The following is a 13070-nucleotide window of genomic DNA, read 5'->3' as shown; positions in this document are numbered from 1 at the left end:
CCGCCGGCGCGCTGCCGCGCATGGTGCGCGGCGGCCGTTCATTGCACGTCTCCCGCATAGACGAGCGTGCGCGCCGCCGCCACCCGCAGCCGCAGCCGCTCGCCTGCCACGAATTCGCCGGCGACCCGCGCCCAGATCGGGCCGAACGGCGTGATCGCACGGATCAGCGAATCGCGGCCGCCGTACTCGACCGTTTCGACGGTCGCGTCGAACGCGTTGTCGGCGCCGGCTTCCGCGCGCTCGATGTCGTCGGGACGCAGCGCGATCACGACGTCCTTGCCGTCGAAGCCGGCCATCGGCACGCCGGTGATGCGCACGCCGGCGGCGGCGACGTTCACGTAGTCGCCGGCCATCCCTTCGAGCGTGAACGGCAGCACGTTGCGATAGCCCATGAAGCGCGCGACGTGCAGGTTGTGCGGGCGCGTATATACGTCCTTCGGCGACGCGACCTGCTGCACGACGCCCTCTTTCATCACGACGATCCGGTCGGCCATCGACAGCGCCTCGTCCTGGTCGTGCGTCACGTAGATCGTCGCGCGTTCGAGCTGCGTGTGGATGCGGCGGATCTCGGCGCGCATCTCGATGCGCAGCTTCGTGTCGAGGTTCGACAGCGGCTCGTCCATCAGCACCAGCGGCGGCTCGATGACGATCGCGCGCGCGATCGCGACGCGCTGCTGCTGCCCGCCCGACAGCTGTCCGGGCAGCTTGCCCTCGTGGCCGACGAGCTGCACGAGCTCGAGCGCCTGCTGCGCGCGCCGCCGCGTTTCCTGCTTCGGCACGCCGCGCATCTTCAGCCCGAAGCCGACGTTGTCGAGCACCGACATGTGCGGAAACAGCGCGTAGTTCTGGAACACCATCCCGAAGCCGCGGCGCTCGGGCGGCAGCACGTCGATGCGCGTGTCGTCGAGCCAGATGCCGCCGCGCGTGAGCGGCTGCAGCCCGGCGATGCAGTTCAGCGCGGTCGACTTGCCGCAGCCCGACGGGCCGAGCAGCGCGATGAACTCGCCGCGCCTGATGTCGAGATCGAGCCCGTCCAGTGCGGCGACCTGCGCCCCTTCCGCATTGGTGAAGCTGCGGCACACGCCGTCGAGCCGCAACCGTTCGAAACTGTGCTTCATTACGCGAACTCCGTCGGCGCGGGCGCGGGGGCGCCCGCGGGTTCATGCGTCATTTCGACTTCTGCGAACCGATCTCGCGGTCCCACTTCTGGAACGCGGCGACCATAGCCTGCGCACTGAGCGGCTGCACGTGCGGACGTTCCGCGAGCAGCTTCGCGTACTCGGGGCGGCCGAACTTCCTGATCACCTCCTGGCTGTGCGCCGGCGCCATCTCGAGCGTCACGCCCTTCACCGCCGGGCCCGGATAGAAGTAGCCGTCGTCGTAGGTCATCGCCTGCTGGGCCGGTTCGAGCAGGAAGTTCATCAGCTTGAACAGCACGTCGAGCTTCTCCTTCGGCACGCCCTTCGGGATCACCATGTAGTGCGCGTCGTTGACCCACGTCATCCCGTCGAACGCCTGGATCCGGAAGTCGGCCGGCACGATGCCGAGCGCGCGCGGGTTGAGGTCCCAGCCGGTGACGGTCACGGTCATGTCGCGCGTGCCCTCGCCGAGCTCCTTCATCACGGCCGACGTGCCGCCCGGGTAATACGGGATGCAGTCGTTGAGCTGCTTGAGGAATGCCCAGGTCTTGTCCCAGCCGTTGATCGGATCCTGCGGGTTCTTGTCGCCCAGCACGTACGGCAGCCCCATCAGGAACGTGCGGCCGGGGCCCGAGTTCGCCGGGCGCGCGTAGATCAGCTTGTTCGGATGCGCCTTGCACCACGCGAGCAGTTGGGCGGGCGTCTTCGGCGGATCGCTGACCTTCGCCGGGTTGTATTCGAGCAGCGGGCCGGCCGGCATGTAGGTGACTTCGAGGCCGAAACCCTGCGCGACATCCTGCATCTTGCGCGGGCCGGGCGCGTACTTGTCGAGCACGCCGGGGAAGGCGCCCGCGTTGTCGGGCAGCAGCTTCATCCACAGGTTCTGCTCGATGCCGGCGGCGAGCGCGTCGGTGCCCGTCAGCACGAGGTCGATATCGGAGCGCCCCGCCGCCTGCATCGCCTTGATCTTGCCCGGCAGTTGCGGCGCGGGCGCGTTCGTGAACGTGACGTTCGATACGAGATTCGGGTTCTTCTCCCTGAACGCCTCGATGGCCCCCCGCGTGAGCTGCAGGTTGCCCGCGACGTCGACGACATTCAGCGACACGGGGGCCGCGACGGCGGCCGCGGCCGACAGCGTCAGGCCCAGCGCCAGGGTGATCCGGCGGACCCGGCGCGCGATCGTGGTGGTGTTCATGTCTCCTCGCTTCGGTCGGTGGATGGGACCTTTCTTTCGGGGAATCATGACGGCGTTATACGATGTCGGTCAACAAAAAACCGAGCGGCGCGGGGCGGGAATTTCCCTAACAAAAACCTTCCGTTCGCCAATGATTGGCTGATTGATCGATTTCGCGGCGCGACGGTGCAACGGCCAAGCCGCGTGTTAGGACGTCGTATATCAATCGATGCCTGAAATGGAATCGGTTCACGCGGACGCGCAGGCAGGAAATCCTGCCCGCCGTGTTGCAACGCGTTGTGCGCGCGCAGGCCGCTCAGGCTGCACGGAGCGCGATCACCTCCCCGATCAGCCGCTCCGCGTCATGCCACTCGCCGTACCCCGACGCCGGGTTCAGGTGCCCGACCTTGCCGAGATCGACGAGCTTGCTGCCCCACTCCGCCGCGAACGCCTCGGCGCGTTCGAACCGAGCAAGCGGATCGTTGCGGCTCGCGGCCACGATGCTCGGGAACGGCAGCGGCCGGGTCGGCACCGGCGTCCAGCCGTGCGCGTCGAGCGCATCGGGTGTCGGATAACCCGCGGGCATCGGCGTATCGAGATCGGCCGGCGCGGCAAGCAGCGCGCCGTCGATCGCACGCGTGGCCTGCAGCGCCCAATGCGCGACGATCATCACGCCCGCGCTGTGCGCGACGAGCATCACGGGGCCGTCGATCGCGGCCAGCGCCGCATCGAGCGCCGCGACGCGCGCGGCGCGGCTCAGCTTGTCGGCTTCGAGCGGCGCAACGGCGCGCGCGTTCGGCAGGCGTCGTTGCAGATGCGTCTGCCAGTGGTCTTCGACGTGATCGCGCAAGCCGGGCACGATCAGGATGGTGGGCACGGTCGCCAGGGTCATGCAGCCTCCGGGAGAATTCGGTTCAGGAAGGTTCAGGAAAGACGGGATGCGCGCCGTTCGCGTTCGACGCGCGCGATATCGGCCGCGTAGCTCGCGCGTCCGATCGCGAACAGCACGGCGGCCGCGAGCGGCACGGCGGGAATCCATTGCAGCGCGCCGACGAGACCGGCGCGATCGGCGACCCACCCGGTCAGCAGCGGGCCCGGAGCCATGCCGAGCAGGTTGTTGGCGAGCGTGAGCGTCGCGAACGCCGACGCATGGATCGCGGCCGGCGTCAGGTTCGCGACCATCGCGCCCGACGCGCCGGACGCCCCCGCGCCGACCAGCATGCCCGCGCAGATCAGCGCAAGCTGCGGCGGTCCGGGCGGCAGCCGGAACGCGATCGCGAGGCACACGCCCGTCAGCACGCAATACGCGATCGCGGTCAGCCACTTGTGCGCGCCGTCGGCACGCCCGACGCGGTCGGTGACGATCCCGCAGCCGACCATTCCGACGCCCGACAGCAGCACGAAGCCGGCCGCGAGCACGGCGGCGCGGTCGGGCGCCATCGCGTAATAGCGGTTCAGGTAGCTCGGCAGCCACGCGAACAGCGCGCCGGGCACGAACAGATGCAGCCCGCTGCCGACATACGCGCAGATCACCGAACGCGACGCGAACAGCCCCGACATCAGCATGCGCACGCTGCCGCGCAGGTCGCGCGGCGCATCGGGATGGGGTCGGCACGGTTCGACGCGGCACGTCGCGAGCCGCCGTTCGGTCACCACGCAGCGATACGCGATCAGCAGCACGATGCCGAGCGCGGCCATCACGCCGAACGACCAACGCCAGCCGAGATGCGCGCCGACCAGCCCGCCGAGCGCCATCCCGAACACCGAGCCGAATGCGCCGCCGGCCATGAATGCGCCGGTCAGCGTCGCGCGCAGGCGGGCCGGAAAGATGCTGAGGATCAGTGCAACGCCGACGCTGCCGTACGCGGCTTCGCCGAGCCCGACGAGCCCGCGCGCCACGAGCATTTCGGCGTAGTTGGTCGACAGCGCGCAGCCGAGCGTCGCGACGCTCCACAGCGCGGCCATCAGCACGATGCTGCGCACGCGCCCGAAGCGGTCGGCGAGCACCGACAACGGAAACGTCAGCAGCCCGACCAGCAGCGCGACGACGCCGGACAGCGAGCCGAGCTGCGTGTCCGACAGCCCCCACGCGTGCTTGAGCAGCGGAAACACGGCGTTGAGCACCTGCCGCGACATGTAGTCCGACAGCAGCAGGCCGACGGTCAGCCCGAACACGAGCCAGGCATAGGCCGGCGCGCGCCGGCCGGTGGCGGCCGCCTCCTGCAGCGACGGCTCGACGTGATGAATCAGCATGCGTGTCTCCTCCGGCACCGGTGCGGCAACGCGCCGGCGCGGCTTGCGCGGCCCCGCTCCGTTGACCGGAGTCAGCCCCCGCGCCGTGCGCAGGGGTGGGTGCCACGCCACAACGATCGGCGGGCGGCGGCCACCAAGGCCGCTACCCGGATGCGCGGCGCGTCAGGCCGCGCGCAGCGGCACGCTCGCCTGGCCCGGCCGGCGGTTCGGCGCCATCCCGAGCTGCGCGAGCGTCTCGTCGACGCCGTCGTACTGCACGCCGATCCTGTAGATCGCCTTCGCCTCCTTGCCGGTCGCGATGTCGCGGCCGAGTTCGCGCGCGATCCGCACGCACTGCTCGACCTGCTGCACGGACGTCATCCGGTTGCCCTTCTGGTCGATGATCGTGTCCTCGATCCCGCAGCGCGGATGCAGGCCCAGCGCCATTGCCACCGTGTTGATCGGCAGCACGTTCTTCATCAGCGATTCGAGCGTGATGCACGCGCCGTCCGGGCAGCGCCGCACGAATTCCATGAAGTTGTACGGATTCGGGCCGTCGAAGCCGCCGCCGATGCCGACCCACGTGACGTTCAGCGGGCCGCGATAAACGCCCCGGCGGATGATCCGTTCGAGCGTCTCGAGCGCATGCATGCCGGTGAGCTGGAAATGCGGCTGGATGCCGGCCGCCCGCAGCCGGCGCAGGTGTTCATCGACCCAGCCGGGGCCGGCCGGCACCGTCATCTCGCGGTACGCGTCCCACAGCACGGGTTCGTTCAGCGACGTGCCGGCGATGTCCTGGCGGTTCATCAGCTCGGTGATGTTCATCTGCACGGTGTTGATCGCGACCGTCACCTGGTCGGGCTTCGGCATCAGTTCGGCGAGCATGTGGCGCGTGTCGTCGGACAGCCATTTCGCGTCGGCGCCCTCGCCTTCCGGCGCGAACGAGATCGAGCCGCCCACCTGCAGGATCATGTCGGGCACCGCCTCGCGCAGCCGGCCCAGCAGTTCGTTGAATTTCGACAGCCGCTTGCTGCCCTTCCCGTCGAGTTCGCGCACATGCATGTGCAGCACTGTCGCGCCCGCGTTGTAGCAGTCGACGGCCTTCTGCACGTGCTCGTCCATCGTCACCGGAATGTCTTCCGGAAAATCGGCGGGCATCCATTCGGGGCCGTACGGCGCGACCGTGATGACTACCTTGTCCTGGTTTTCCGGGTGCAGCGAATCGTCGAAAAATTGCATGTCGTCCTCCAGTGGAAATCGTTGTGTTCGGGCGTACGGGCGTGCGTATCCCGTCGCGCCGGGCGGCGAGCCCGGCGCGTTGTATCGGTTGCGGATCGGTTACGGTGCGCGCGTGCTCAGAACGGCACGTCGCCGACGATGCCCGCGCGCTCCATCCGGCGCACGCACGGCGGGTAGTCCATCACCGCGTAATGCTGCGTGGCGCGGTTGTCCCAGATCGCGACGCTGTTCTTCTTCCAGCGCCAGCGCACCTGGTATTCGGGGATCGCCGCCTGGCCGATCAGGTAGTGCAGCAGCTGGCCGGCGCCGGGGTTCGCGTCCTGCCCGACGCGCACGCGCGCGGGTGTGTGGAAGTTGGTGAAATGCGTCGTGAACGCATTCACGTACAGCACTTTCTCGCCCGTTTCGGGATGCGTGCGCACGACCGGATGCTCGGCGTCCGGATACTGCGCCTTCAACGCGAGGCGCTTGTCGATCGGCATCGCCGCGCCGAAGCTCGCCTCGATGCTGTGGCGGGCGCGCAGGTCCGCGATCTGCTGCTTCACGTGGTCCGGCAGGTTCTCGTACGCGAGCACCATGTTCGCCCACATCGTGTCGCCGCCAACCGGCGGACCGTCGATGCAGCGCAGCACACAGCCGAACGGCGGCGCCACGCGCCAGCTCGCATCGCTGTGCCACGCATTCTCGTAGCGGTCGTTCGGCTGGTCGGGCGACTTGTAGATCCGCACGAGCCCCGGGTGCTCAGGGTCGCTCCCGGCGACCGGGTGATCCTCCAGTTCGCCGAAGCGGCGCGCGAACGCGACATGCTCGGCACGCGTGATGTCCTGGTCGCGCAGGAACAGGACCCGATGGCGCAGCAACTGCGTGCGGATCTCGGCGAACAGGCCGTCGTCGTGCACGGCGTCGGCGAGGTTCACGCCAAGCAGTTCCGCGCCGATCGCACAGGTCAGGGGTTCGACTCGCATGCGCGTCTCCTCAGACGATGAATACCGACGAGCCGGTCGTCTTGCGCGACTCGAGGTCGCGGTGCGCGTGCGCCGCGTCCTGCAGCGCATAGCGCTGGTTGATTTCGATCCGGATGCGGCCGGCCGCGACGTGCGCGAACAGTTCGCCGGCGAGATCGTTCTTCTCGGCCGGATCGGCGATGTAGTCGGCCAGCGCCGGGCGCGTCAGGTACAGCGAGCCCTTCATCGCGAGGCGCTGCGGATCGAACGGCGGGATCGGGCCCGACGCGGTGCCGACACAGACCATCAGCCCGCGCCGCTTCAGCGAATCGAGCGAGCCTTCGAAGGTGTCCTTGCCGACGCTGTCGAACACGACGTCGACGCCCGCGCCGCCGGTCAGTTCGCGCACGCGCTTCGCGACATCCTCGCGGCTGTAGTCGATCGTGTGGTCGCAGCCGTGCGCACGGGCGACCGCCGCCTTGTGGTCGCTCGACACGGTGCCGATTACCGTGAGGCCCAGCAGCTTCGCCCATTGCGACACGATCAGCCCGACGCCGCCCGCTGCCGCATGCAGCAGGATCGTGTCGCCCGGCGCGAACGCATGGATGCGGCGCAGCAGGTAGGCCGACGTGAGCCCGCGCATCGTCATCGCCGCGGCCGTTTCGCATGCGATGCCGGCCGGCAGCCTGACGAGGGGCGCGGCCGCGATCAGCCGCTCGGTGCTGTACGCGCCGAGCGTGTTCAGGAAGCCGGTGTAGGTCACGTGCTCGCCCACGGCGACGTTCGTCACGCCGGGCCCGACGGCCTCGACCACGCCGGCCGCCTCGACGCCGATGCCGGCCGGCAGCGCAACCGGATACAGGCCGCTGCGGAAATACGTGTCGGCGAAGTTCAGGCCGACCGCCTCGTGCCGCAGGCGCACCTGGCCGGGGCCCGGCTCGCCGACGTCGACTTCTTCCCACCGCAGCACGTCAGGGCCGCCGGTTTCGTGGAATCGCACTGCATGTGCCATCTTGTTCTCCGTAGGTATTCAGTCGGATGCGCGTCACGCATCGTCGGGTTCGTCCGCGCCCGGTGGCGTCGCGGCGGCGCCGCTCACCGGGGGCGCGTCCAGTTCGTTCCAGTCGGCGTCGAGCAGATAGCGCCGCGCGGCCGGGAAAATCACGCCTTCCATGCGTCCCATCTGCTCGAATGCCCCACGCGCATAGACGGCGAGCGCGGCATCGAACGCGCTCGACGGCAACCCGTCGGCGGCGAGCCGCGCCAGCGCGTCGAGCGCGTGCGCATCGCGGCGCCGCTGGCGATCGAGCTCGTCGAGTTCGGCCGCGGTGCTCTGCGCCCGGATGCGCAATGCCGCGCAGAGACGGGCTTCGGCGCCGGTGCCGAAGCGTGCGTGCTGCAGCGCCGCGAGCGATGCCAGCGCGGCCTGCGTGCCTCCCGTGTCGGCCGTCGGCCGCCCGGCAGCATCCGGGCTCTCGCTTGCCATCATCAGCGCCTCCAACCGCTCGCCGAGCGCACGATGCGCGGCGAGACAGCGGGCCATCACGCGCGCCTCGGCCGGCCCATGCCGCGCCGGGCATACGAGCACCGGCACGCTGCTGGTCGCGAGCAGTTCAAGCCGTTGCGCGGCTGGCGCGGCATTCGCGTCGTGCGGCAGCGCCGCCACGCCGATCAAATCGCAGCCGAGCTCGCCGGCGAGCGTGGCGGGCGACGCGTCGCCGGCCCCCGGATGGCCGGCCCCCGCGATCACATGGGACAGGCCCTGCGCCCGCGCGGCGGCTTCCACTTTCGCATCGTGTCGCGGCATCCGCGCTCCGGATAAACGCGAGTCGGGCGCGGCGCCCGACAGCACGAACGTGACCCGCGCGCCGACCGCACGCGCCAGCTCGAGCGCATGGCCGATCGCGTCGATGCCGCCGGGCACGCCGTCGACCGTCACGAGCAGATGGCGATACATCGTGCCGCTCCGCTTATCCGGCGCTCGGCGCGCTGGGTCGCGCGCCGGTCGATACGCTGTTCATGGTCTGCTCCTCGTTGCATGGTTGAATTGCATTCGTCAGTTGCATGGGTCGGTTGCATTCGCCATGCTTCGGAACCCATGCTATCGACCGCGCGGCGGCGCGGCCCCACTCGTCGCGGGGGGGATTGACGCGCGAGCGCGGTTCGACCGATCCTTCCCCCACGCCCACCCCGGACGCTGGCCCGCACGGCATCGCCGGAATCCCACTGCTGCCCCGATGGCCCACCCACCCGATCGCGCCGACGCGCCCCCCACCGAACTCGTGCTGAAGACGACCGCGCCGCGCGTGCCGGCGCAGTTGCTCGCGCGTGCGCGGCTGAGCCTCGCCGCGCCGGCGTTCGACGCCCGGCCCGTGATGCTCGTGCAGGCGCCGGCCGGCTACGGCAAGACGTCGCTGCTCGCGCAATGGCGGCGCGAATCGCTCGCGCTTGGCCGCGCGGTCGTATGGCTGTCCGCCGACGAGCGCGACGACGCGCCGCGGCTGCTGCAGGGGCTCGTGCAGGCGGTGCGCACCGGTTGCGCGCGGCCCGGCTTCGGGCGCCTGATCGCGGGCGGCGCGGCGCGCGCGCTGGAGGGGCTCACCGCGTGGCTCGCCGAAGTCGCGCAACTGTCGATCGACGCGCTGCTGATCGTCGACGACGCGGAGCGGCTGCCGCCCGCTGGCCTCGACGCGCTGACCTATGTGCTGCACAACGCGCCGCAGAACCTGCGCGTGATCGTCGCGGGCCGGCGCGGGCTCGATCGCGCGGCCGGCGACCTGCTCGCCGGCGGGCAATGCACGCTCGCGGGGCCCGAGTGGCTGCGCTTCACGCTCGACGAGACGATTGCGCTGGTCGGTGCGCGCTTCGCGCAGCGGGTCGACGCCGATGCGTGCGCGCGGCTGTTCGAGCGCGTCGACGGCTGGCCGCTCGGGCTGCAGCTCGCGATGGCCGCGATGGCGCGCTCGGCCGATCCGCGCCAGGCCGTCGACGCGCTCGCCGCGCGCATGGACGGCACTCGCGACCGGCTCGTCGAGCTGCTGCTCGCGAACCTGTCCGCCGACGACACCGCGTTCCTGACGCGCACGAGCATCGCCGACCGCCTGCATCCGTCGCTGTGTGCCGCGCTGCTCGACGACGCGGAGGCGCCCGACCGGCTCGCGCGGCTCGCGCGCGATACGCCGCTGTTCATCGCGTCGGATGACTCCGACTGGTGCCGGCTGCATCCGCTCGTGCGCGATACGCTGCGCGACAGGCTAGCGGCGGGCCCGGCCGCGGAGCGCGGCGCGCTGCATGGACGCGCGGCCGCGTGGCTCGATGCGCACGGGATGACGGAGGAAGCCGCGCGTCATGCGTATGCGGCCGGCCAGGTCGAGACCGCGTACGCACTTGCGCAGCGCTGCCTCGAGGATGCGATCAAGCAGGGCCGAATCAACGACGTGCTCGACTGGCTCGCGCTGCTGCCCGATGCGGAACTCGACAAGCGTCCGACGCTGCGGATCGCGGTGGCCTGGGCGCTGGCGCTGGGCGAGCGCCATGTGGAGGCGCAGCGCCAGATCGCCGGCATCCTCGCCGACGCAGGCACACCGGCCGCGATGCGCTACGAATGTGCGCTGATCCTCAGCGCGGCGGCCTATTACGCGGACGAAATCGACCGTTTCGTCGAGCTGTTCGAGCCGTGGGCCGACTTCACGCCGCCCGCGGCCTCGTGGCTCGCGCAGATGCACGCGAACCGCCTGTCGGCGCGCGCGATCATCGTCGGCGAACCGGCGCAGGCACGCCGCTACCAGCAAGCCGCGCCGCGCGGCGGCACCGCTGCCGGTTTCGGCTACGTTGCACGCTGGGGCGAGCTGATCACCGGCCTGAGCTACCTGTGCGAAGGCCAGATCCGGCTCGCCGACGACGCATTGTCGCCGGCCCTCGCGCGCGCGGAAGCCGACCTCGGGCGCCGCCATCCGCTGACCTGCATGTTGGCGGCGATGTGCGCGGCGATCGCCTACGAGGCCGATCGCGTCGACCAGGCCGCCGCGCTGCTCGCGAACCGGCTCGACGTGCTCGAGCACGCGGGCACGCCCGACACCGTGCTGCTCGGCTATCGGACGGCCGCGCGCATCGCGCTGCTGCGCGGCGTCGAGCATCGCGCGATCGACCTGCTCGAGGCGCTCGACGCGCTGGGCGTCGCGCGCCGGCTGCCGCGGCTGTCGGTGGCGAGTCTCGCCGAGCAGGTGCGCATTCACGCGGCGCGCTATCGCGAGGCGACCTGCCATGCGCTCGTCGAGCGGATCGATGCAATCGCCGCGGCCGAGTTTCCGTCGCATGGCCCGCTGTGGCGGCGCCCCGTCGTGCTGCTGCAGGCGATCGCGCATGCGGGTGCCGCGCTTGCCGCGCGCCGCTGGGACGATGCGTGCGCTGCACTCGACGAAGCGGCCGTGCTGGCCCGGGAGATGAGCCTCGGGGGCGCGCGCATCGAGATCATGGCGCTCGGCGCGTTCGCGCTCGAACAGTCGGGGCACGACGGCCGCGCGCGGCTCGACGAGGCGATGAACCTCGCGGACATGTTCGGCCTCACGCGCACGCTCGCCGATACGCATCCGGCCGTCGCCGACTGGGCGCGCCGCATCGGCGACGAGGCGATCGAACGCGATGCTCCGGCAAGGTCCGCGCAACCACAGCCGCGCATCGTGCCGCCCGCGCCGCGCAGCACGGCCAGCCCGCGTGCGGTGCCGAGCGTCGTGCTGACGCCCAAGGAGCGCGCGATTCTCGAGCTGCTCGCGCGCAGCCTGTCGAACAAGGAGATCGCGGTGGCGCTCGCCGTCGGCGAGGAAACCGTGAAGTGGCACCTGAAGAACCTGTTCGGCAAGCTCGACGCCAGTTCACGCAAGCACGTCGTGCGCCGCGCGCTGGTGCTCGGATTGCTCGAAAGCGCGCCTTGATTGCCGGGTGTGCCGGCGTTGCCGGCTTTGCTGGCTGTTGACGGCGGCATCCTCGCCGCTCCCCTTTCGATTCTCCACAACCCTGCCCCCCGCGCATGGGGGGGAGCGGCCGCGCGCCGTTGCGTAGTCTTTCCGCACGGTTCGCACCGGCGTCGCCTCGCGCGCCTTCCCGCCTGCCTCGATGCTGCCGCGCTTCACTCGCTTCACCCCGCCCGGGCTCGATCCCGTGCGGTCCATTACGATCCTGGAGACTTCGATGAAGACGAAACTGGCCGCGCTCGCGGCGCTTGCCGGCTGTTCGGCGTTCGCGCATGCGCAATCCTCCGTCACGCTGTACGGCGTGGTCGACACGGGCCTGCTGTACCAGAGCACGTCGGCCGCTTCGTTCCGCCCGAACGCGCCGAACACCGGCAAGGTGTTCCGGATGAAGGACGGCGGCATCTATTCGAGCTTCTGGGGGATCAAGGGCAGCGAGGACCTCGGCGGCGGCTACAAGGTCAACTTCAAGCTGCAGGGTTCGTTCGACAGCGGCACCGGCCGGCTCCAGCTGAGCGACACGCCGGGCGCCGTCGCGATCTTCAACCAGATTGCGTCGCTCGGCGTATCGGGGCCGTTCGGCACGGTGACGGCCGGCCGCCAGATCGTGCCGATGATCTACGCGATGGCCGACACCGACGTGCGCAACGCGCAGTTCTTCGGCAGCGTGCTGACCGCGTGGCTCGGCCTGAATACCGCGGCCGGCTGGCCGGCGACGAGCACCAACGGCGCGATCGGCGCGCTGTACGACAGCAATGCGCTCGTGTATCAGTCGCCGACGTTCGCGGGCGTGTCGCTCGCGCTCGAATACGCACCCGGCGGCGTCGCCGGACAGTTTCAGGGCGGCACGCGCGAGTCGGTCGTGCTCCGGTATTCGAACTACGGGCTCAATGCATCGGCCGTCTACTACAACGGCCACGACACGAATCCGGCACCGGGAGTCGCGCCCACCGGCGTCGACAACAACCGCTTCGTCTACGTCGGCGCGAAATACACGGTCCGCGATTTCTCGGTGTCGGCGTCGTACGGCAACGGCCGGAATCCCGCGCATGCGGACCGCGTGAACCTCGACATGCTGTCGGCCGGTGTCGGCTATCGCTTCACGCCCGCGCTGCAGGTCGCCTCCGCCGTGTACTACCTGAAGGATCGCAACCGCGCCACGAACCGGTCGACGGCCGTCGTGCTCACGGCCGACTACAGCCTGTCGAAGCGGACGATGGTCTATGCGCAGGCCGGCCACGTGAACAACCGCGGCACGATGGACCAGATGCTGGTGTACGGGCAGCCGGTCGCGCCCGGCGTCGGCACGACGGCCGCGATGGTCGGGCTGCGGCACAACTTCTGACGACGAAGTGACGCGCGGCGGCGCTCGCGC

General features: G+C 70.3%; 10 protein-coding genes. 2 read left to right on the top strand and 8 right to left on the bottom strand.

Annotation, left to right across the window (positions count from 1 at the left end; all coding sequences use genetic code 11):
• Window positions 1-38 precede the first annotated feature (38 nt).
• The 8 genes from FFI87_RS08535 to FFI87_RS08500 form a co-directional block, all read right to left on the bottom strand.
• Window positions 39-1118 carry an ABC transporter ATP-binding protein gene (locus FFI87_RS08535; protein ID WP_138847703.1) on the bottom strand — a complete coding sequence of 360 codons (1080 nt, stop codon included), beginning with the start codon at window positions 1116-1118 and terminating at the stop codon, window positions 39-41.
• Between the two features lie 49 nt (window positions 1119-1167).
• Window positions 1168-2334, bottom strand: coding sequence for an ABC transporter substrate-binding protein (locus FFI87_RS08530; protein WP_138847704.1), 1167 nt, complete (start codon window positions 2332-2334; stop codon window positions 1168-1170).
• Between the two features lie 295 nt (window positions 2335-2629).
• Entirely contained in the window at window positions 2630-3205 is a 576-nt protein-coding gene (locus tag FFI87_RS08525) for an RBBP9/YdeN family alpha/beta hydrolase (RefSeq protein WP_138847705.1), read from the bottom strand.
• Window positions 3206-3237: 32 nt separating this feature from the next.
• On the bottom strand, window positions 3238-4566 hold the full coding sequence (locus tag FFI87_RS08520) for an MFS transporter (protein WP_138847706.1): 1329 nt from the start codon (window positions 4564-4566) through the stop codon (window positions 3238-3240).
• A 162-nt stretch (window positions 4567-4728) separates the two neighbouring features.
• Window positions 4729-5784 carry a 3-keto-5-aminohexanoate cleavage protein gene (locus FFI87_RS08515; RefSeq protein ID WP_138847707.1) on the bottom strand — a complete coding sequence of 352 codons (1056 nt, stop codon included), beginning with the start codon at window positions 5782-5784 and terminating at the stop codon, window positions 4729-4731.
• A gap of 116 nt (window positions 5785-5900) precedes the next feature.
• A complete protein-coding gene (locus FFI87_RS08510; RefSeq protein ID WP_012363900.1) occupies window positions 5901-6749 on the bottom strand; it encodes a TauD/TfdA dioxygenase family protein in 849 nt (282 codons plus the stop codon).
• Between the two features lie 10 nt (window positions 6750-6759).
• A complete protein-coding gene (locus tag FFI87_RS08505) occupies window positions 6760-7740 on the bottom strand; it encodes a quinone oxidoreductase family protein (protein ID WP_138847708.1) in 981 nt (326 codons plus the stop codon).
• A gap of 33 nt (window positions 7741-7773) precedes the next feature.
• A complete protein-coding gene (locus FFI87_RS08500) occupies window positions 7774-8685 on the bottom strand; it encodes a universal stress protein (protein WP_138847709.1) in 912 nt (303 codons plus the stop codon).
• Window positions 8686-8965: 280 nt separating this feature from the next.
• On the opposite strand from FFI87_RS08500, the gene FFI87_RS08495 reads away from it, so the two are divergent.
• Complete coding sequence (locus FFI87_RS08495) at window positions 8966-11659, top strand: LuxR C-terminal-related transcriptional regulator (RefSeq protein ID WP_138847710.1); 2694 nt, start codon at window positions 8966-8968, stop codon at window positions 11657-11659.
• Between the two features lie 256 nt (window positions 11660-11915).
• On the top strand, window positions 11916-13040 hold the full coding sequence (locus FFI87_RS08490) for a porin (RefSeq protein WP_138847711.1): 1125 nt from the start codon (window positions 11916-11918) through the stop codon (window positions 13038-13040).
• The last annotated feature ends 30 nt before the right edge of the window (window positions 13041-13070 follow it).

Source organism: Burkholderia sp. KBS0801 (assembly GCF_005937855.2).
Lineage (GTDB): Bacteria > Pseudomonadota > Gammaproteobacteria > Burkholderiales > Burkholderiaceae > Burkholderia > Burkholderia ambifaria.
This window is presented reverse-complemented; position numbering and strand designations above follow the sequence as displayed.